At 65.3% G+C, this 21,345-nt stretch carries 17 protein-coding genes; 7 read left to right on the forward strand and 10 right to left on the reverse strand.

Translation table 11 applies throughout. From position 1 onward, the window contains the following. Positions 1-1,095, reverse strand: a complete 1,095-nt coding sequence (locus O3301_RS22880) for an ABC transporter ATP-binding protein (RefSeq protein ID WP_099667328.1) — start codon at positions 1,093-1,095, stop codon at positions 1-3. 106 nt (positions 1,096-1,201) lie between these two features. Next, complete coding sequence (gene glpD, locus O3301_RS22885; protein WP_305057580.1) at positions 1,202-2,725, reverse strand: glycerol-3-phosphate dehydrogenase; 1,524 nt, start codon at positions 2,723-2,725, stop codon at positions 1,202-1,204. Between the two features lie 225 nt (positions 2,726-2,950). On the opposite strand from glpD, the gene O3301_RS22890 reads away from it, so the two are divergent. The 3 genes from O3301_RS22890 (at position 2,951) to O3301_RS22900 (ending at position 5,570) form a co-directional block, all read left to right on the forward strand. Next, positions 2,951-3,709, forward strand: coding sequence for a DeoR/GlpR family DNA-binding transcription regulator (locus O3301_RS22890; protein ID WP_305057581.1), 759 nt, complete (start codon positions 2,951-2,953; stop codon positions 3,707-3,709). A gap of 355 nt (positions 3,710-4,064) precedes the next feature. Then, a complete protein-coding gene (locus O3301_RS22895; RefSeq protein WP_077406479.1) occupies positions 4,065-4,568 on the forward strand; it encodes a MarR family winged helix-turn-helix transcriptional regulator in 504 nt (167 codons plus the stop codon). Between the two features lie 84 nt (positions 4,569-4,652). After that, positions 4,653-5,570, forward strand: a complete 918-nt coding sequence (locus tag O3301_RS22900; RefSeq protein ID WP_305057582.1) for a pyridoxal-phosphate dependent enzyme — start codon at positions 4,653-4,655, stop codon at positions 5,568-5,570. Positions 5,571-5,577: 7 nt separating this feature from the next. On the opposite strand, the gene O3301_RS22905 is transcribed toward O3301_RS22900, so the two are convergent. The 7 genes from O3301_RS22905 to O3301_RS22935 form a co-directional block, all read right to left on the reverse strand. Continuing rightward, on the reverse strand, positions 5,578-7,581 hold the full coding sequence (locus O3301_RS22905) for a diguanylate cyclase domain-containing protein (RefSeq protein WP_251348124.1): 2,004 nt from the start codon (positions 7,579-7,581) through the stop codon (positions 5,578-5,580). After that, complete coding sequence (gene cysC, locus O3301_RS22910; protein WP_289914168.1) at positions 7,578-8,108, reverse strand: adenylyl-sulfate kinase; 531 nt, start codon at positions 8,106-8,108, stop codon at positions 7,578-7,580. Before cysC ends, O3301_RS22905 begins: the two co-directional genes overlap by 4 nt. A 62-nt stretch (positions 8,109-8,170) precedes the next feature. Beyond that, the gene (locus O3301_RS22915; protein ID WP_305057583.1) at positions 8,171-10,840 is read right to left on the reverse strand and encodes a nitrate reductase; all 2,670 of its coding nucleotides are present in this window, start codon (positions 10,838-10,840) and stop codon (positions 8,171-8,173) included. Positions 10,841-10,851: 11 nt separating this feature from the next. Continuing rightward, a complete protein-coding gene (locus tag O3301_RS22920; RefSeq protein WP_305057584.1) occupies positions 10,852-12,090 on the reverse strand; it encodes an NAD(P)/FAD-dependent oxidoreductase in 1,239 nt (412 codons plus the stop codon). Then, on the reverse strand, positions 12,087-12,440 hold the full coding sequence (gene nirD, locus O3301_RS22925) for a nitrite reductase small subunit NirD (RefSeq protein WP_099667321.1): 354 nt from the start codon (positions 12,438-12,440) through the stop codon (positions 12,087-12,089). The genes O3301_RS22920 and nirD overlap by 4 nt, the downstream gene beginning before the upstream one ends. 12 nt (positions 12,441-12,452) lie before the next feature. After that, entirely contained in the window at positions 12,453-15,017 is a 2,565-nt protein-coding gene (gene nirB / locus O3301_RS22930; protein ID WP_305057585.1) for a nitrite reductase large subunit NirB, read from the reverse strand. 10 nt (positions 15,018-15,027) lie between these two features. Further along, complete coding sequence (locus O3301_RS22935; protein WP_305057586.1) at positions 15,028-16,338, reverse strand: MFS transporter; 1,311 nt, start codon at positions 16,336-16,338, stop codon at positions 15,028-15,030. 389 nt (positions 16,339-16,727) lie between these two features. Between O3301_RS22935 and O3301_RS22940 the strand changes: the two genes are divergently transcribed. Next, entirely contained in the window at positions 16,728-18,359 is a 1,632-nt protein-coding gene (locus O3301_RS22940) for a CehA/McbA family metallohydrolase (RefSeq protein ID WP_289914163.1), read from the forward strand. On the opposite strand, the gene O3301_RS22945 is transcribed toward O3301_RS22940, so the two are convergent. Beyond that, entirely contained in the window at positions 18,343-19,275 is a 933-nt protein-coding gene (locus O3301_RS22945; RefSeq protein WP_305057587.1) for a LysR family transcriptional regulator, read from the reverse strand. The two genes, O3301_RS22940 and O3301_RS22945, sit on opposite strands and share 17 nt — an antisense overlap. Positions 19,276-19,403: 128 nt before the next feature. Here O3301_RS22945 and O3301_RS22950 point away from each other — a divergent pair, with 128 nt between their 5' ends. The 3 genes from O3301_RS22950 to O3301_RS22960 all read left to right on the forward strand — a co-directional run bounded on the left by O3301_RS22950 (position 19,404) and on the right by O3301_RS22960 (position 21,258). Further along, positions 19,404-19,832 (forward strand): RidA family protein, encoded by a 429-nt coding sequence (locus O3301_RS22950; protein ID WP_289911466.1) that lies wholly within the window; start codon positions 19,404-19,406, stop codon positions 19,830-19,832. A gap of 118 nt (positions 19,833-19,950) precedes the next feature. After that, positions 19,951-20,595: a DUF4304 domain-containing protein gene (locus tag O3301_RS22955; protein ID WP_305057588.1), complete on the forward strand. Its 645-nt coding sequence runs from the start codon at positions 19,951-19,953 to the stop codon at positions 20,593-20,595. Positions 20,596-20,598: 3 nt separating this feature from the next. After that, complete coding sequence (locus O3301_RS22960) at positions 20,599-21,258, forward strand: hypothetical protein (protein ID WP_305057589.1); 660 nt, start codon at positions 20,599-20,601, stop codon at positions 21,256-21,258. The last annotated feature ends 87 nt before the right edge of the window (positions 21,259-21,345 follow it).

Genomic DNA, 21,345 nt, shown 5'->3' on the forward strand with positions numbered 1-21,345 from the left:
TCAAGCGCCTCCTTGTTCTGGAGCAAACAGCAGCCCGCCGTCTTGCGCGAAGATCAGCAAGGCGTGCGGCTGGCAATACACGGTGCAGGCGCTGCCGATCTCCAGGTTGTGCACGCCGCCCAGCTGCGCCACCAGGGCCAGCTCGCCGCGGCGCGCATGCACATAGGTTTCCGAGCCGCTGATTTCCGCCAGGTCCACCTGCGCCGCGATGGGCACGTCGCCATCGGACTGGGGCGACAGATGCAGGCTGTGCGCGCGCACGCCGAGGATCACCTCCGTGCTGTCGCCCAGGCGGGCGCGCTGCGCGCCGCTCAGGTGGATGGCCAGGCCGTCCGCCGCCTGCGCCACGCCGTGCGCATCCACGCGCGCGGGGATCAGGTTGATGGGCGGATCGCTGAAGGTGCGCGCCACATCGATGGAATTGGGGGCGTTGAACACGTCCAGGGTCGGTCCCTGCTGCAGCAGGCGACCCTCGTGCAGCACGGCCACGTGGCCGCCCAGCTGCAGCGCTTCCAGCGGTTCCGTGGTGGCGTACACGACCGTCGTGCTGCCGCCGGAAAACAGTTCCGTCAATTCGCGGCGCAATTCCTCGCGCAATTTATAGTCGAGGTTGACGAGCGGCTCGTCGAGCAGCAGCAAGGACGCATCCTTGATCAGCGCGCGCCCCAGCGCCGTGCGCTGCTGCTGGCCGCCGGACAATTCTCCGGGCGTGCGCTGCAGATACGGCGTGATGTGCAGGCGCTCGGCCAGCGCGAGCACTTTCGTGCGGATCTGTTCCTCGGGTTCCTTGCGCAAGCGCAAAGGCGAAGCGATATTGTCGTATACGGTGAAGGCCGGATAGTTGATGAATTGCTGGTACACCATGGCCAGGTTGCGTTTGCTGACGGGCACGCCCGTCACGTCGACGCCATCGGCCGTCACGGTGCCCCCGCTGGGCTTGTCCAGGCCCGCCATCACGCGCATCAGGGTCGTCTTGCCGGCACGCGTGGTGCCCAGCAAAACGTTGATGGCGCCCGGCACCAATGCCAGCGACATCGGATATAAAAAGTCGTCAGCCCCCTGCTTCCTGCTGATCTTGTCCAGTACCAGTTGCACGCGCTTCTCCTCCAGTGATGGTTTCTTATTCTTCGCCGCACCCTCTGCGGGGCGCGGTCGCCAACGTGTGCTGCTTACGGCTGCTGCTTACGGCAAAAGGTGCTGCTTATGACAAAGGATGCTGCAACAGCCAGGCGTCGAGCGTGTCCGCCGTCGCGCGCGGCAGGTGCAGGCCCAGCTTGGAGCGCCGCCACAGGATGTCGGCCGCGCTGACGGCCCATTCATGGCGCCGCACATAATCGACCTCCGCCGCGTACAGGCCGGCGGCGATTTCCTCGCCCATGGCCGCCACGTCCCTGCGCCCGGCGAGCAGCGCGTGGATGCGCGTGCCGTAGGCGCGTGCATAGCGCGCCACCAGCGCCGCCGGCAGCCACGCGTACTCGCGCTGCAAGCCTTGCACGAACTGGCCGAACTCGCGCACGGACCGGTTCTGCGGCGTGCTGCCGAACACGTCGCCGCCGGGCAGGCAGGCGCTGGCTGTCCAGGCCGGCAGCGTATTGCCCAGCAAGGGTGCCAGCATGTCCATGGCTTCCTCGGCCAGCTTGCGGAAGGTGGTGATCTTGCCGCCGAAAACGCTGAGCAGCGGCGCACCTTCCTGGTCCAGCTCGAAGCGGTAATCGCGCGTGACGGCCTTGGCGTCGGCCGCCGCGTCTTCCACCAGCGGGCGCACGCCCGCATACGTCCAGACCACGTCGGCCGGCGAGATTGGCTTGCTGAAATAGTAACTGGAAAGCTCGCACAAGTAACGAATTTCCTCGTCATCGATTTCCACCTTGCCGGTGTCGCCGTGATAGTCGAGGTCGGTAGTGCCGATCAGGGTGAAATCGTGCTCATACGGAATGGCAAACACGATGCGCCCGTCCGGATGCTGGAAGATGTAGGCATGATCATGCTCGAACAGGCGCTTGACGACGATATGGCTACCCTTGATCAGGCGCAAATGCCGGCCCTGTCCACCGGGCGCGGCCTGCTGCAGGAACTCGGCCGTCCACGGCCCGGCCGCGTTGACGATGCTGCGCGCGCGCACCGTGCTCTGCCGCCCGCTGGCGTGCTGCAAGGTGGCCAGCCAGGCAGCGTCCCCGCCCGCACCATCGCGTGACAGCGCCGTGCAGCGCGTCTGCGTCAGCACCTGCGCGCCCTTGTCCGCCGCGTCGATGGCGTTCAGGACCACCAGGCGCGCATCGTCGACCCAGCCGTCGGAATACACAAAGCCCCGCTTGAACTCGGGTTTTAACGGTGTGCCGGCCGCGTGGCGGGTCAGGTCGATGCCGCTGGAGGCAGGCAGGATTTCCCGCTTCGCCAGCATATCGTAGAGAAACAGGCCGGCGCGTATCAGCCAGGCCGGGCGCTGGCCCTTGGCGTGCGGCATGACGAAGCGCAGCGGCCACATGATGTGCGGCGCCGAGCGCAGCAGCACTTCGCGCTCGATCAGCGCCTTGCGCACGAGGCCGAATTCATAGTATTCGAGGTAGCGCAGGCCGCCGTGTATCAGCTTGGTGGAGGCGGACGAGGTGTGCGCGGCCAGGTCGTCCTTTTCGCACAGCAGCACGGACAGGCCCCGTCCGGCCGCGTCGCGCGCGATGCCGGCGCCATTGATGCCGCCGCCGACCACCAGCACGTCGTATGCCATCGCTGTCTCCACACCTTGCTGTGCTGCGGCCATCGGGACTCCGTGTCTGTCGGGGAAAGGGCGGCGAGGAAAGACTAGGCATCGCCGGCGACTGTCGTTAAGATCACCATCTAGTAATACGCATGCAATATGAATAAGATACGCCAGAATGCGAACTCATAGCAACATATTTTCATCACTATTTGTTCGTTTCTGTTCGTTTTTGATTTTTAAAGAGACAAGCCCATGATTTTGAATCCCCGCCAGCGCCGCCTGCTCGAAGTGGTGCGCCAGAAGGTCACCATGTCCGTCGAAGAGCTGGCCCAGCAGTTGGGCGTGACGCCGCAAACCGTGCGCCGCGACGTCAAGCAGATGGAAGAAGCGCGCCTGCTGGCCCGCTACCACGGCGGGGTTGGCTTGCCCTCGTCCGTGGAAAACATCGATTACAGCCAGCGGCAAGTGTTCAACAGCGAGGCCAAGCGGCGCATCGCCGCCGCCGTCGCCGTGCAAGTGCCGCACGGCTGCTCGCTCCTGATCAATATCGGCACGACGACCGAGGAAGTGGCGCGCGCGCTGGGCCGGCACACGGGCTTGCACGTGGTGACGAACAACCTGAACGTGGCCGCCATCCTGGCCGACAACGCCGCCTGCGAAGTCATCGTGGCCGGCGGCGTGGTGCGCGGGCGCGACCGCGGCATCGTGGGCGAAGCCACCATCGACTTCATCCGCCAGTTCAAGGTCGACATCGGCATCATCGGCATTTCCAGCATTGACGAGGATGGCAGCCTGCGCGACTTCGACGCGCGCGAAGTGAAGGTGGCGCAAGCCATCATCGAGCAATCGCGCGAAGTGTGGCTGGTGGCCGACCAGCACAAATTCGGCCGCAAGGCGCTGGTGCGGCTGGCCGACCTGGCGCAAGTCGATATCCTGTTTACGGATGCGCCGCCGCCCCCCCGCTTTGCCGAAGTACTGCGCGAAGCGGGCGTGAAGGTGGTGCTGGCCTGAGCGGACCGCATTTCTGCATCAAAACCTCGCACTGTCGCGTGGGCAATACGTCGTATGTGGGCAAGCACACGGAATGATATGAAATATTTATCAATTCGGCAAAAATCCTGTTACCATTGATGCAACATGAGTTATTTTTTTAATCTTCCTCTCTGGCAATACGATTATTCGCTTGATATTGTTTTTTATCCATCCAGAGCAAGAAAAAAGGAAAAACTCTTTGCCGGTAAGTGATTTCCTGTGAAAACAGTGTTAGAAATACCTCAAGCACGATGATTGTTCCCAAACAAACCACTCGACAGCAAGCGTGAAGGCCTTAACCATGCCGGCAACGCCGCCCAGTGAAGGAAAAGAAATGAGCCATAATTTTGAAACGGCCGCCATGCCGCAAGCCGCCCATCCCAACAGCGTCCCCGTCAGCGAGCTGGAAGCCCATCTCGGTTACTGGCTGCGTTTCGTCTCCAACCACGTTTCCCACAGCTTCCAGAAAAAAGCCGAGGCCAATGGCGTGACGGTCTCCGAATGGGTGGTGCTGCGCGAAATGTTCCGCCTGGGCTGCACCTCGCCCACGGTGCTGGCGCAAGTGTCCGGCATGAGCAAGGGCGCCGTATCGAAACTGATCGACCGCCTGGAAAGCAAGGGCATGGTCAGCAAGTCGATCCTGCTGGCCGACCGCCGCCAGCATTCGATCGAACTGACCACGGAAGGCGAGGCGCTGGTGCCCGTGCTGGCCGGGATGGCCGACCAGAACGACGAGGAATTCTTCGGCAAGCTGCCGCGCCAGCTGCGCGACGACCTGCTCGAAGCGATGAAGGAAGTGGCGCGCACGCACCAGCTCAAGAACGCCCCGCTGAACTAGCAGCAGTCATGTATCAGCAAGGGTGACGCGGTGGCGCGGGCGCTTCGGCTATGATGCTGGCCTGACCGTTTACCAGGAACCCGCATGGCCCTGCACATCGAAACTCCCTTGCTCAACTCGCGCGCCCTGAGCCTGCACAGCGAACGCGCCGTCTGGCTCAAGCTCGAAGCCTTGCAGCCGCCCGGCTCCTTCAAGATCCGCGGCATCGGCCTCGCCTGCGAAGAATACGCGCGGCGCGGCGCCAGCCGTTTCATCTCCTCTTCCGGCGGCAATGCCGGCATCGCCGTCGCCTATGCGGGACGCCAGCTGGGCATCCCCGTCATCGTCGTCGTGCCGGAAACGACCAGCGAACGGGCCAGGGCCCTGATCGCGCAGGAAGGCGCCGAAGTCATCGTGCACGGCGCCGCGTGGCAGGAAGCGAATGCGCTGGCGCAGTCGATGCTCACGCCGCAAGACGCCTTTTTGCATCCGTTCGACGACCCGCTGCTGTGGCAGGGCCACGCCGGCATGATCGATGAAGTGGCCGGCGCGGGCCTGAAGCCGGACGCCGTGGTGCTGTCGGTGGGCGGCGGCGGCCTGCTGGCCGGCGTGGCCGAAGGATTGCAACGCAATGGCTGGGATGACGTGGCCCTGGTGGCCGTGGAAACGCAAGGCGCCGCGTCGCTGGCGGCGGCCGTGGCCGCGCACGAACACGTGGCCCTGCCGGCCGTGAGCAGCATCGCCACGTCGCTGGCCGCGCGCCAGGTCTGCGCGCAAGCGTTTGCCATCAGCCAGACGCGCCCGCTGCACAGCGTGGTGGTGTCGGACCGGGCCGCCGTCGACGCCTGCCAGCGCTTCATCACCGACCAGCGCCTGGTGGTGGAACCGGCCTGCGGCGCGGCGCTGGCGGCCGTCTACGGCAAGGCGCCGGAACTGGCGCCCTACCGCAAGGTGCTCGTCATCGTCTGCGGCGGCGTGACGGCCACCACGCAGCAGCTCGACCACTGGACTGCCACCCTGTAAGTAAAACCTACGGCGCCGCCTCGAGCAGCGCCACGCCGTCGCGGCCCTGCCCCTTGGCGGCATACAGGGCCTGGTCGGCCAGGTCCAGCAACTGCGCCGGCGTCAGCGCGCCTTCGCGGAAGATGGCGATGCCGATGCTGGTCGTCACCGGCAGCGGGCCGCTGGCCAGCGCGAAGGGCTGGCGGATGGCGTCGATGATCTTGGCTCCGACCTGGCGCACTTCCGCCGCGCCGTTCACGCCTTCGAGTATGATCACGAATTCATCGCCGGCCAGGCGCGCCACCAGATCGCTGGCGCGCACGCTGCGCACCAGGCGCGCGGCGAATTCCTTCAGCACTTCGTCACCCGCCTTGTGTCCCAGGCTGTCGTTGATGGCCTTGAAACGGTCGATATCGAGATAGGCCAGCGCCATCGGCGCGCGCGCGGCCCGCGTGCGCTGCATGCTTTGCGCCAGCTGCTCGTCGAAGCGGCGCCGGTTGGCGATGCCCGTCAGGGTATCGGTGGCGGCGGCAGACTGCAGCGCCGTGTGCACCGCCTTGGTCTTGGTGATTTCGTGGATCAGGCCATACACGCCTTCCACCGCGCCGCTCTCGCCCACGTCGGGCACGTAGCTGGTCTGGAAGGCCCGCGGGCCGGCCTCCCCTTCGCCGCCGATGGTAAATTCATATTCGACCTCCTCGCCCGCGAAGGCGCGCCGCAGGTAGGCTTCGCGCAATTGATACGCCTCTTCGCCGAGCACGTCGCGGATCGACTGCATCAGGCTTTCCCGCTGCGACCTGCCGAACCATTTTTCAAACGTGGCGTTGATGAACTGGTAGCGGTGCTCGCGGTCGATATACACGATCACCACGGGCACATGGTCCGTCAGCAGTTTCAGGCGCCGCTCGCTGCCGCGCGTCTGCGCCTCAGCGATTTCGCGCTCGGCCACCAGCGAGTAAAAGTCGCGGCTCAAGTCGCCGATCTCGTCGCGCCGCTCGATTTGCAGCACATCGATGCCCAGGCGATGACGGCGGATCTCATGCACCTGGTGGCGCAAGCGCGCCAAAGGCTGCAACAGGCGCAGCACCACGCGCCAGCCGGCCAGGCCCGCCAGCGCGGCCAGCAGCACGGCGGCCAGCAGGATCTTGCTGCGGATGGCGTGCAGCGGCGCGAACGCGTCGCTCATGGGATAGACGGAAGCCAGTATCCAGTCCGTCGAGGCGATGCGGTGGTAGGCAAACAGGGCATCGACGCCTTGCGAGGTGGTGCCCGTCAGCCAGCCCTCGAAACCCTGCATGGCGCGCCGCGTCGGTATGCTGATGGGCCCATGCGCTTCGATATGCTGCATGATGCGCGACTTGTCGGGATGCTCGACGATCACGCCTGCGCTGGTCATGATGTACAGGTAGCCGCCCGGACCCGGCTTGAGCGCGCCCAGGCGCCCCAGGAAATCGGGCTGGCGCAGGTTCACGCTGGCCGCCAGCACATAGCGCACGCCGCCCTGCGCGTCGAACACGGGCTGGGTCACCACGACGATGGGCATGCCGGAAATGCTGCCGTTGAGCGGCGCGGAAATCACCGAGCGCCGCGTCGCCAGCGTCTGTTCGAAGTATGGACGGCCCTTGACGTTCAACCCCGCCTGCGGCTTGAAGGGACTCACGCTGGCCAGGACAACGCCGTCGATGCCGACCACGCCGGCCGAATAAAACTCCTTGCTCAGCACCGTTTGCGCGGCCAGGAAGCGCTGCAGGCTGGCGCCGTCGTGCGCGCCGCCGGCCGCCAGGCTGTCCGCCATCGCGCGCAGCACATTGCGCTTCGCGTCGAGTTCTTCATCGATGAAGACGGCGGCGCTGGACAGCGATACGTACTGCTGGCGCCCCGTCACGTCGCGCATGCCGCGCTCGGCCACGGCCAGGGTGGCCAGCGCCAGCGAGGCGACCGCGCCCAGCACGAGCAGGAAGACGACCACGCTCATGCGCGCCTTCAGGCTGGCGGGCACGTGCCGGCGCAGCCATTTGCGCCAGGTCGTCACGGCCGCTGCTGCAAATGCCGGCACAGACGCCCGACCGACTCTTCCAGCGCCAGGGCGCCCGTATCGAGGGTCAGCGCAGCCGCCAGCGGCGCTTCATAGGGGGCGGACACGCCCGTGAATTCGGCGATCTGCCCCGCGCGCGCCTTCGCGTACAGCCCCTTGACGTCGCGCGCCTCGCACACGGCCAGCGGGGTGCTGACGTGGACTTCGATGAAATGCGCCGTGCCGATGATGGCGGCGGCCATGGCCCGGTCTGCGCGGCTGGGGGAAATGAAGGCGGCGATGACGGTCAAGTCCGCGCCGTTCATCAGGCGCGCCACTTCGGCCACGCGGCGGATGTTTTCATGCCGGTCTTCGGGCGTAAAACCCAGGTCGCGGTTCAAGCCATGGCGCAGCTGGTCGCCGTCGAGCACCGTCACGGCGCGGCCCTGCGCCTTCAGCGCCTGCGCCAGCGACAGGGCGATACTGGTCTTGCCGGCGCCGCTCAAGCCCGTCAGCCAGACCGTCGGGTGTTGTACTGCTGTCATCACACTGCCTCTCTGTTATAGAGCTGGCAATATAACAAAGCCGTGCCGGAAAGGACAGATTTTCAGGCCGCGCTGCGCGCCTCAAGCAGCAACTGTCGTATCTCCGGTACGCAGGAGCCGCAATTGCCGCCCGCCTTGACGCAGGCCGTCACCTGCGCCGTCGTCGTCAGCTTCTGTTCCACGATGGCCGCGCATATGGTGTTGCGCCCCACGCCAAAGCACGAACACACGGTGGGACCGGCGTCCATGCCCTTGCCGATGGGCTGGCCCAGCAGCACGCCGGCGCGGTCGGCCGCATCGAGCTGCGCGTGCGCAAACAGGCCAGCCAGCCAGCTGCGCGACGGCAGGTCGGGCCGCGGCGAGACATACACGCATTGCGCGATGCGCCCCTCGTCCAGGTGCACGGCGCGGTACACGCCCGCGCTGGCATCCGCATAATCGAGCCAGTCGGCATTCTCGTCCGTCACGCCCAGCAGCGCGCGCGCCCAGGCGCCCAGGTCCTCGATGCGCTGGCGGCCGGCCAGTTCGTAGCGCAGGAATTGCTCGCCCTGGATGCGCGTCCAGTGCGCCACGCCGCCCAGGTTCAAGGGCGTGCGACTCAGGACAAACGCATGCCAGTGCACGCGGAATTGCTCGATGCGCACGGGCGTGTGCTTGAATTCCGGTTCGCCCGAGACGGGATCGACGACGGGATTGACGACGGCGCCCACGCGCGCGTCGGACGCATTCGCGTCGCTCCAGTGGATGGGCACGAAGACCTGGCCGCGCGCGATGCCGCCGCCATGCACGACGCGCGCCACCATCGCGCCCCAGGCGCTGGAGACGCGCGCCAGTTCGCCTTCGCGCACGCTGTACAGCAGCGCATCCTGCGGGTGGAGGTCGATGAAGGCTTCGGCGATATGCCCCGACAGTTTCGCTGCCTTGCCCGTGCGCGTCATCGTATGCCACTGGTCGCGCACCCGGCCCGTGTTCAGGATGAGCGGATAGTCTTCGTCGGGCATGTTACGCGGCGCGCGCGGCACCGTGGGCACGAAACGCGCGCGCCCGTCCGCATGCGCGAAACGGCCGTCGCCGAACAGGCGCGCCTGGCCCTGCGGCCACTGCTGCGGCGCCAGGGCGTCATAGCGCGCCGCATCCAGGCCGGCCAGGTGGCCCAGGTTGAACAGGCGCGCCGTTTCTCCCGCGTTGCGGAAGGCGGACAGGCGCGCGTGTTCGTCGAAAATGGCCTGCGGCGACGCGAAATCGAAGCCGGCATGGCCCATGCGCCGCGCCACGTCACACAGCACGTCCCAGTCGGCGCGCGCTTCGCCGGGCGCCGGCAGAAACGCCCGCTGGCGCGAGATGCGGCGCTCCGAATTGGTCACCGTGCCATCCTTTTCGCCCCAGCCCAGGGCTGGCAGCAGCACGTCGGCATGGACGTTCGTATCCGAGCCTGCGCTGATGTCCGACACCACCACCAGTTCGCACTTGGCCAGCGCGCGGCGCACCTGGTCCGCGTCCGGCATGCTGACCAGCGGATTGGTGGCGATGATCCACACGGCTTTCACTTTACCCGCCTCGATCGCGTGGAACAGTTCCACGGCCTTCAGGCCAGGCTTGCTTGCCATGCGCGGCGAGTCCCAGAAGGTTTGTACGGCCTCGCGGTGCAGCGGCTTGTCCAGCTCCAGGTGCGCGGCCAGCATGTTGGCTAGGCCGCCCACTTCGCGCCCGCCCATGGCGTTCGGCTGGCCCGTGAGGGAAAACGGCCCCATGCCGGGCTGGCCGATGCGTCCCGTCGCCAGATGGCAGTTGATGATGCTGTTGACCTTGTCCGTGCCGCTCGATGACTGGTTCACGCCCTGGGAAAACGCGGTGACGACCTTGCGCGTGGTGGCAAACGCCTGGTAAAACGCCAGCAAGGCGTGCGGGTCGACCTTGCAGATGGCCGCCACCTGCAAGGGGTCGCCGCAATCCACGTGGGCGGCCGCCAGCGCGTCGTCGAGGCCCGCACTGTGCTGCGTGACGAAAGCGTCGTCGATCGCACCTTCCCGCGCCAGATAGCACAGCAAGCCGTTGAACAGCCACACGTCGGTGCCCGGTTTCACGGGCAGGTGCAAGTCGGCCAGCTCGCAGGTGGCCGTGCGGCGCGGGTCGATCACCACCAGTTTCATGTGCGGCCGGGTTTCGCGGATGCGGGCGATGCGCTGGAACAGGATCGGGTGGCACCAGGCCGTGTTCGAGCCCACCAGCACCACCATGTCGGCCAGTTCCAGGTCGTCATAGCAGCCCGGTACGATATCCTCGCCGAACGCGCGCTTGTGGCCCGCCACGGCCGACGACATGCACAGGCGCGAATTGGTGTCGATATTCGCGCTGCCCACATAGCCCTTCATGAATTTATTGGCAACATAATAATCTTCCGTCAGCAGCTGGCCCGAGACATACAGGGCCACCGCGTCGGGGCCGTGCTCGGCGATGATGGCGCGCAGGCCGCCGGCCACCTGGTCCAGCGCGGCGTCCCAGGAAGCGCGCTGCAGCACGCCGTCGACGCGCACCTGCGGCTGCAGCAAACGGTTCTCCAGGTCCAGGGTGTCGCCCAGCGCCGAGCCTTTCACGCACAGGCGGCCCTGGTTGGCCGGGTGGGCCGTATCGCCGGCGATGCGGATGGCGCCGTCGGGCAGGCGTGTCGCTTCCACGCCGCAGCCGACGCCGCAGTACGGGCAAGTGGTTTTCACGGGCGTGCAGCTAGTCATGGAATGTCCTGTCAGGCGGCCTGGGCGCACAGCGCCTGGCCAAACAATAAATGGGCGCGCAGCTTGCTGATGTCGCGGCGCTGCTGGATCAGGTCGAAATACCAGGGACCGTCCTGCACGTCGCCATACAGCACGGCGCCGGCCAGGCGGCTGCCCTGCACCACCAGGCGCTTGTAGACGCCGCGGCGTGGATCGCGCAGCACCAGGTCTTCGCTGCCTTCGCCGCCGATGATGTCGCCGGCCGAATACAGGTCGATGCCCGTCACCTTCAACTTGGTGGCGCTGGCTTGCTGCACGTAGCGGCGGTGGCCCGCGCCGGCCAGGTGCGCGCCGCACACGCGCGCCTGCTCCCAGATGGGCGCCACCAGGCCGAAGGTGGCGCGCCGGTGCTGCACGCATTCACCCACGGCGTACACGCGCGGGTCATAGCTTTGCAGGCAGTCGTCGACGACGATGGCCCGTTCGCAGTGCAGGCCGGCCGCTTGCGCCAGCGCGATGTTGGGTCGCACGCCGGCCGTCATCACCACCAGGTCGGCGGGAATGCTGCTGCCGTCCGCAAACTGCACGCCTTCCACGCGGGTGCTGCCCAGAATGGAAGACGTTTGCGCCTGCATCAGGAAACGCAGGCCGCGCGCTTCCAGCGCCGTTTTCAGCAGCATCGAGGCGGGTGCGTCCAGCTGCTGGTTCATCAACGCGCCGCTCATGTGCACCACCGTGACGTCCATGCCCTGGCGCTGCAAGCCGTTGGCCGCTTCCAGCCCCAGCAAGCCGCCGCCGATGACCACCGCGTGGCGGTGCGTGCGCGCCGCCTGCAGCATGGTGTCGACGTCGCTGATATCGCGAAAACCGATCACGCCGGGCAGCTGGTGGCCCGGCACGGGCACGATGAAGGGCGTGGAACCGGTGGCCAGCAGCAGTCGGTCGTAGCGCACCTCGATGCCGGACAGCGCTTGTACCGTGCGCGCCTGGCGGTCGATGCGCACGACGGGGTCGCCCGCGTGCAGGGTGATGCCGTTGTGCGCATACCAGTCGCGCGTATGCAGCATGATGTCGTCCACCGACTTTTCGCCGGCCAGCACGGGCGACAGCAGGATGCGGTTGTAATTGCCGTGCGGCTCGGCGCCAAACACGGTGATGTCGTACAGGTCCGGCGCGAGTTTCAAGAGCTCCTCGACCGTGCGCATGCCGGCCATGCCGTTGCCGACGACGATCAGCGAGGGACGCGCAGTGGCCCTGACTGGCGGATTCACAGGGCCACCCACACCATGTCCGCAAACACGCGCGCCGGCCAGGCGGCGACCGAGTGTTCCGGCGCTTCGATGCACTCGCCGCTGGCCAGGTCGAAATGCTGCTTGTAGATGGGCGAGGCGACGACGACGCGCTCCCCGATACTGCCCACGAGGCCCCGCGACAGCACGGAAGCGCCCGCGTTCGGGTCGATATTGTCGATGGCGTACACGCGCGGCGCGGCATCGCCGACGCGGAACACGGCCACGTGGCGCCCATTGAGCAAGGCGCACACGCCCGTGTCGGGCACGATGTCGGTCAAGGGGCAGATGGCCACCCAGTTGTCGGCGGTGGCGCCGGAAAGTTCATTCATCGCATTCATGGCTCAAGCCTCCACGGCAAGGATGGGGATCACGGTGCCGCGGCGTTCGTCAAGCGTGGCGGGCCGGATCTGGCCCCGCTCTTCGACGAACACCACGTTTTCATCGTTCTTTTCGCTGTTGACGAAATGGCGGAAGCGCTGGCGCACGGCGGGGTCCGTGACGGCTGCCTGCCACTCGCAGGCATAGGTGTCGACCACGTGCTGCATGTCCGCCTCCAGTTCGTGGGCGATGCCCAGGCGGTCGGCCACGACGACGGACTTCAGGTAATCGAGGCCCCCTTCCAGGTTGTCGCGCCACACGCTGGTGCGCTGCAGGCGGTCGGCCGTGCGCACGTAAAACATCAGGAAGCGGTCGACGTAGCGCACCAGGGTGGCTTCATCGAGATCGGACGCCAGCAATTCCGCATGGCGCGGTTTCATGCCGCCATTGCCGCACACGTACAGATTCCAGCCCTTTTCCGTGGCGATCAGGCCGATATCCTTGCCTTGCGCCTCGGCGCATTCGCGCGTGCAGCCGGAAACGCCGAACTTGATCTTGTGCGGCGTGCGCAAGCCCTTGTAGCGGTTTTCCAGCGCGATGGCAAAGCCCACGCTGTCGGCCACGCCATAGCGGCACCAGGTGGAGCCGACGCACGATTTGACCGTGCGCAAGGATTTGCCGTAGGCGTGACCCGACTCGAAGCCGGCCGCGATCAGCTCTTCCCAGATGGCAGGCAACTCGTCGACGCGCGCGCCGAACAGGTCGACCCGCTGGCCGCCCGTGATTTTCGTGTAGAGACCGTATTTTTTCGCCACCATGCCCACGGCGATCAAGCCGTCGGCCGTCACTTCGCCGCCCGGCATGCGCGGTACGACGGAATACGTGCCATCCTTCTGGATATTGCCAAGGAAATAATCGTTACTGTCCTGCAAGCTGGCGTGCACGGGAGAGAGCACGAAATCGTTCCAGCAAGAGGCGAGGATATTCGCCGCCACGGGCTTGCACACGTCGCACCCCAAACCCTGGCCATGCGCGCCCAGGAGCGCGCCGAAGCTGCGGATCTTGCCCACGCGCACCAAGTGGTGCAGCTCCTGGCGCGAGTACGCAAAGTGTTCGCACACGTGGTTGTTGACTGCCAGACCCTGCTTTTGCATTTCCGCCTTCATGATCTGCGTCACGAGCGGCACGCAGCCGCCGCAAGCCGTCCCCGCTTTCGTGCAGCTTTTCAAAGCGCCGATGGTGGTGGCGCCCCCGGCGACGGCCGCGCACAGCGCGCCCTTCGACACGTCGTTGCACGAGCAGATCTGCGCCGATTCGGGCAAGGCGTCCACGCCCAGGCCGACCTTTTGCTGGCCGTCCGCCTGCGGCAGGATCAGGAATTCGGGGGATGCCGGCAGCTCTATCTTGTTGAGCATCATCTGCAGCAAGGTGCCGTATTCGCTGGCGTCGCCCACCATCACGCCGCCCAGCAGGTATTTGCCGCAATCGGAGACGACGATTTTCTTGTAGATCTGCTTGCGCTCGTCCATGAACTGGTAGGAGCGGCTGCCCGGCGCATTGCCGTGCGGGTCGCCCAGGCTGGCGACGTCCACGCCCATCAATTTGAGCTTGGTACTCATGTCGGCGCCCTTGAACGATGCTTCGCCCGCTTCTCCTTCTTCCTCCTGCAGCACGTGGCGCGCCGCGATGCGCGCCATTTCATAGCCGGGCGCCACCAGGCCGAAGACCAGGCCGCCCCACAGCGCGCATTCGCCGATCGCGTAGATGTCCGGGTCGGAGGTAACGCAGCTGTCGTCGATGGCGATGCCGCCGCGCGGCCCCACCTCCAGGCCGCAGGCGCGCGCCAGCTCGTCGCGGGGGCGGATGCCGGCCGAGAAGACGATCATGTCCGCTTCCAGGTGGCTGCCGTCGGCGAACTGCATGCGGTGCGTGGCCGCTTCGCCGTCGACGATGGCCAAGGTATTCTTTTGCGTGTGCACGGTCACGCCCAGTTCCTCGATCTTGCGGCGCAGGACGCGCGCGCCGCCTTCATCGACCTGCACGGCCATCAGGCGCGGCGCGAATTCCACCACGTGGGTGTCCAGCTTTAAATCGCGCAGGGCTTTCGCGCATTCGAGGCCCAAGAGCCCGCCGCCGATCACCACGCCCGTTTTTGACTTTCCGCCCCAGGCCAGCATGGCTTCCAGGTCTTCGATGGTGCGGTAGACGAAGCAGCCGTCGCGCTCCTTGCCCGGCAGCGGCGGCACGAACGGCGTCGAACCGGTGGCAAACACGAGTTTGTCGTAGATCAAGACTTCGCCCGTGCTGGCCGTGACGGTTTTCGCGGCGCGGTCGATGGACACGGCCCGCGCATTGAGCTTCAGGACGACGTTGCCCTTGTCGAAGAAGCCGGGCGCCACCAAGGAGAGGTCGTCGGCCGATTTGCCGCTGAAAAATTCGGACAGGTGCACCCTGTCGTAGGCGGGGCGCGGTTCTTCGCACAGCACTGTGACGTGCAAGTGCGGCGCGTTTTCCAGCGCCAGGCGTTCGAGGAATTTATGCCCGACCATGCCATGGCCAAGGACGACGATGTTCAAGGGGTGGTTCATTGCTGTCTCCTCAGGCCGCGGCCATGTTCGGTTCGGCCGCTTCGCGCGTAAAGCGCACGGCGATGGCGCACAGGGCCGAGATCACCACCAGCGCGCTGAGAATGATCAATGTCAGGCGGATGTCGCCCGTACCCTTCATCAGGAAACCGGCCGCCACGGCGCCCACATTGCCGCCCGCGCCGATGATGCCGGCCACGCCGCCCAGCGCGCGGCTGTCGATAAAGGGCACCAGCGCATAGGTCGCGCCGCACGCCATGTGGGTGAACAGGCCGAAGACCAGCATGGCGATGACGGCATACGTGACGCTGTCGACCTTGGCAAACCACAGCAAGCCCACGCCTTCGCCGATCATCAGCATGAACAGCAGGGTCACGCGGCTGTTCAAATTGCCGCGCAGGGCCAATTTATCCGACATCCAGCCGCCCAAAGCGCGGGCAAACAGGGCCAGCAAGCCGAAGCTGCCGGCGGCCAGTCCCGCCGATTTCAAGGACAGGCCGAAATGGTCGACGTAGTACACGGCGGCGATGTTGTGGATGAAGATTTCGATGCCGAAGCAGGCGCCGTAGGTGACGAACAGCAGCCACACGCGGTAGTTGGCGCTGGCGGCCTTGAAGCTGTCCCAGCCACCGGCCGGAGCATGTCCGGCCTTTCCACCCTCGATAGCCACGCCAGCGGCGCGCAAGTCCGCGTAATTGCCTTCCGGGCAATCCTGCGTAAAGCGCCAGTAGAGGGCAGCCATCACCAGCATCAGCACGCCCGGCACCAGCAGCGCGATGCGCCAGCCCAGCGATTCGGACACGCCCAGCATCAGCACGGCGCCCAGCAGCAAGGGCATCAGCGCCTGCGCCGCGCCGCCGCCCGCATTGCCCCAGCCGGCGGCGGCCGCATTCGCCGTGCCCACCACGCGGGGCGCAAACATCACGGAGGTGTGATATTGCGTAATGACAAAGCTGGCGCCGACGGCGCCGATGCCCAGGCGGAAGAACAGAAAGCTTTCATAGCTTTGCGACGCGGCCACGCCCAGCACGGGTATGGCGCCCAGCAGCAGCAAACCCGTGTAGGTCTTGCGCGGGCCGTAGCGGTCGCACAATGGCCCCACGATCAGGCGCACGAGGATGGTGATGGCGACGGCCGCGATATTGATATTTGCCACTTGCGCCAAGGAAAGGCCGAACTCGCCCTTGATGACAGGCATCAGGGGTGCGCAGGCGAACCAGGCGAAGAAACACACGAAAAATGCCATCCACGTCAGGTGGAATGCGCGCATGGGCGGCGTGGCGAGGGAGAAGAGCGCAATGCGCGTTGCTTTTTGGCTGACCATGATGGTTCCCGAAGTATCCCGTTGATAAAACAAAACGGCGCCCGCCCCGCCGATGAGAAAAATCAGCCTGGGCGGACGCCGTTGTCCATGTGGTCCGTCGTTGGACCGTTGTGCGTTTATTCAGGGGATCGCCGTTGATCCGTATCTCTTGTGTAGCAAGCGCCGTGCCAGCTTTTGCAGGGGTACGCGGCGCCATTTGCACTGGCTTTGCGCCAGATCATGGCCAATCACGGTGCAAGCACGCCACTTGCTGGTGCATGCGGGAACCGGCACGTGGCAACTCTTGTCTAACTTACCATCTGAAGCAGTTGCGGGAGGCCACGATGCTCAAGACACTGCGCCGCTGGCGGCCGCCTTGGCCGCCGTGGCTCGCTTGCGCGTGTGCTGGCGTGTTGCTCATAACGTGGAGCAACAGTGCCGCCGCGCAAGATCCGAAGGAACACAGCGAACTCGATGCCACTGTCGTCGCGCCCTTCCGCGCCGCGCCCGGGGCACGGACAACGCAGGCACGCACCTTTCTGGTCCGCCTCGCCTATCCCGACGCGGGGCGCGCGCATGCGGTGCGCTGGACCTTGACCTTGTCCGGCCCAGGGCCGCAAGGCGCCGTGCTGCGGCGCTGGTCGGGCACGGAACAGGTGGGGGCCGGCGGCAAGAGCGTCGCCTTGCCCTGGGATGGCCGCGCCGACGCCGATGCGCGCGCACGGCGCGTGCCGGTCCCGGACGGTTTGTATGAACTGCGCCTGCTGGCCGTGGCCGATGCCGGCACGCCGCAGGAAGCGCAGGTGGAACAGCAATGGCACATCCAGGTGCAGCGGGGGGCCGGCGCGCCGCCCAGGGTACCCGCCTTCCAGGCGGGCTTGCAGCAACTGCCCAGCCTGGATGGCCAGCTAGCGTACCGCATCGTCTACGCCAACCTGCACAGCCAGACGCGCCACAGCGACGGCGGCGCGGCGCTCGATGCCTGTCATGGCGCGCAGGAACCGCAAACGGCGCCCTTCGGCCCCATCGATGCCTACAAGTATGCGCAGCAACATGGACTCGACGCCCTGCTGACATCCGAGCACAACCATATGTATGACGGTTCCGATGGCACCAACGCCGCTGCCATCCCGGCCGAAGCGACAGCCCTGTACCAGACGGGACTGGCCGAAGCGGCCGCGTATACGGCCGCCCATCCCGGCTTCCTGGCCCTGTACGGCATGGAATGGGGCGTCATCAACAAGGGCGGCCACCTGAACATCTTCAATAGCGACCAGCTGCTGGGCTGGGAAAGGAATGCCCTGGGCGAGCTGCTGGCCGACGTGGAAACGCCGAAAAGCGATTACGCTGGCCTGTACGCGCTGATGCGCGAACGGGGCTGGATCGGGCAGTTCAACCACCCAGCCTATGCGGGACAGTTTCTCGTCGATGGGCAGCCGCTGGGCTACACGCCGGATGGCGACGCGGCCATGGTGTTGTGCGAAGTCATGAACACGTCCGCTTTTTCCACCAACGACGAGGAAACGGAAACGCGGCGCAGCAATTACGAGGCGGCCTGCAACCGAGCCCTGGCGGCCGGCTATCACGTGGCCTTCAGCAGCAACCAGGACAACCACTGCGCCAACTGGGGAGCGGCTTACGGCAACCGCACGGCCGTGCTGGTGGCCAGCCCGGCCGCTGGCACGCCCGTGTCACGCGACGGCTTCCTCGAAGCGCTGCGCGCGCGCCGCGTGTTTGCCACCATGGACAAGCACGCGCAACTGCTGTTCACGGCCAACGGCAAGCTGATGGGCGAGCGCTTCGACAACCACGGTCCCTTGCACCTGGCCATCAGCTTCAGCAACAGCGCCGGGCGGCAAGCGGCCGCCGTCGCCATTTTCCACGGCGTGCCGGGAAGCAATGGATCCGTCACACAGGTATCGGACCAGGCCGAACTCACCCTCACGCCCGCGCCCGGCCCCCATTTCTATTACGCGCGGCTGACGCAGGACGACGGCAATATCGTCTGGTCGGCGCCCGTGTGGGTCAATCAGTTGCCGTGACGGTGACAGCGGGGGCGGAATGCCGAGCCATCAGTTCGGCGACCCAGTCGATGAAGACGCGCAGTTTCTTGCTGACATGGCGGTTCGGCGGATAGGCGAGATAGAGCGGCATGGCGTCGACCGTCCATGCGTGGAACAGCGGCAGCAGCTCGCCCCTGGCCACGTGCGGCTGCGCCATATACTCGGGCAGCCACAGCACGCCCAGCCCCGCCACCCCAGCCGCCAGGTAGGCGTTGCCGTCGTCGATCGACAGCACGTACTGGCCATGGATCTTCACGCTCTTGCCCTCGCGGTGCATCACGTACGGAAAGCCGTTGCCGCTGCGTCCCCAGCGAAAGCGCACGATGCGGTGCGCGCTGTCCTGCAAGTCCAGCGGATGCAAGGGCGTGCCCACCCGTTGCAGGTAGGCAGGCGCCGCATACACGCCCAGCGGCAAGTCGGCGAGCTTGCGCGCCATCAGCGACTGATCGGTGATGTCACCGCCGCGTATCACGCAATCGACATTGTCGCCGATCACGTCGACCATGCGGTCGCTGGCGCCCATGTCGAGCACAATATCGGGATACCGCGCATGAAACCCGGGCAGCGCCGGCACCAGCAGCAAAGCGGCGAGCGGACTGGGCACGTCCACGCGCAACTGGCCCCGCGGCAAGGCAGCGGCATGCGGCAAGCTCGTTTCGATTTCTTCCAGGGTGTCGAGCACCTGCACGATGCGCTCGTAGTAGACGGCGCCATCGGCCGTCACATTGACCTTGCGCGTGGTGCGGTTCAGCAACTTCAGGCGCAGCCGTGCCTCGAGCTGCTGCACCAGCTGCGTCACCGTCGTGCGGCTCATATGCAAGGTCGCGGCCGCCCGCGTAAAACTGCCCGTCTCGACCACCCGCACGAATGCCCGCATCGTATCCAACTTGTCCATCCACACCTCCGCCACCCGATTGTTTGGATTATACAAACAGTGCAGACGATTCTGGCCGCTTTATCAGCAGGCTGGCAGCAGATAAAGTGTTCTCCAGGCAGCAACTTCGCTGCATCGACAAAGGAAAGCTGATGAAACGCGACGTCGTATTCCCTCCGGGCCGCCAAGCCCTGTATGAGCAGAACCGCTATTCGCCCGCCGTGCGCGCCAACGGCCTGCTGTTCGTGTCGGGACAGGTCGGCAGCCGCGAAGACGGTTCGCCCGAACCCGGGCTCGAAGCCCAGGTCCGGCGCGCCTTCGACAACCTGAATGCCATCTTGCAAGCGGCCGGCTGCTCGTTCGACGACGTGCAGGACGTGACCATCTTTATCGTCGACCCGCAGGCCAACTTCCAGCGCATCTGGGATATCGTGCAAGCCGGTTACTGGGGCGAAGCTCCCCACCCCACCGTCACGGCCGTTGGCGTGACGTGGCTGTATGGTTTCCAGTTCGAGATCAAGGTAGTGGCCAGGCTGCCTGGCCAGCACACAGCCCCCGGAAGCGCGCAGGAAAAATAGCGGCAGGTTTTCCCCTCGCACGATTGCCCGCCGCAAGGTGCGCTGGCGCTGATCTATGGCAACATGGCAGCGCCGTTTTGACCGCAGGCGGCGCAACCGACGAATGCCAGGAAACGGAATGAAGCCAAAAGCGCTGATCATCGCCAATATCGAAGCGTTCTTGCTGGAGCCGCTGACGGCAGCGGGCTTCAAGTTCTCGCCAAGCCAGCTGACCTTCAAGCGCGCGCGGAACGAATTCGTCCAGGCCATCCATTTCCAGGCCAACCGCCATAATGAAGAGCATGTCTGTGTGGCATTCTGGAGCCACTATCAGGTTTCATCCAGATCCTACACCTCATGGCACAAGGCGCGTTACGCTCACGAACCTGCCAACAATATCGTTGGTGATGTGGCCGACTGGGATATCAGAAACTGGCAATTCCCTGTCATCGATGGCAAGGAGGACAAGGAACACCAGCTCGTCGATCCGTCCCATCGGACAACAGTTATGGCCTGCCTGCGGGACAATCTGCTGGAGTTGGCCATTCCCTGGCTCGACCACCGGTCCAACTGGGAAAATGCGGCCCTGGCCCTGGTCGAAGCGCAAGGCTCGCATGCCAGGGCCTACGATTATTATCTGATGGCCGGCAAGCAGGAAAAAGCCTTGTGGGCCTTGCACGAAGGTATTGCCTACTGGGAAAGAAACCCCAAGGCATCTTATCCGCAAGAAAAAGAGGAGATCGCTTTGCGTATGGAACACTACTTCAATGCGACACCAATCTGAACTATGACAGAGATCATTTGTCCCTACGATGGCGACTGCGGGCGCCACTTCGCCCCCAGCGCAATGGATGCCCCGGATGGCGCGTTCTTAACAACGGCCATCGCCAAAAAGATGACGTTCATGTTCCTGCACTGTCCCGCATGTGCAAGGATGTTCCAGTTCAATCCGGTCGCCTGGACAGCGCAGGCTTGCGAGACGGCTGCGCCCAAGGCCGCCAAAGTCACGAAGAAAAACGGCAAGCAGCTGGAAAAGTTGCTGGCCAGGGAACAAGTAATCGTGCCCCAGGCCTATCTCGCGCACCTCCGCAGCGCAAAGTCACTACCCGGCGTGGCGATTTTCAAGGATGAAGAGCCCTTCACCTTGTACAGCCTGGACGCGCTGTGCCAGGACGTTGATGTGGATGGAACCAGGTACCTGGCAGTCAGGCAACTGGCCGGCTTTGGGCAGGCCCTGGCGCAAGCGGCGGGAACGGGGTCGAAGCAGGCAGCACCGTTCAGCCTTGCCGAACTGGCGGATTGCCTGGCCATCGGCGAGGAAAACACGCGCATCCTGTTCATCGACAGCCGCGACAACGAGGCATTATGGATTTATCACTGCGACGGCGGCGATGTCGAACCGACGCAGCTCACCTTGACCTCGCTGATCGGGCCTGGCATATGCTGAAAGGCGCGACACGCCGCAGATTCTGCGGCCTGCGTCCATTCCAGCAAACAATATTGGAAAAGCATGCTATTTTTTAAGTAGTCGCCC

Source organism: Janthinobacterium sp. SUN211, from assembly GCF_030587315.1.
Classification (GTDB): domain Bacteria; phylum Pseudomonadota; class Gammaproteobacteria; order Burkholderiales; family Burkholderiaceae_D; genus Janthinobacterium; species Janthinobacterium kumbetense.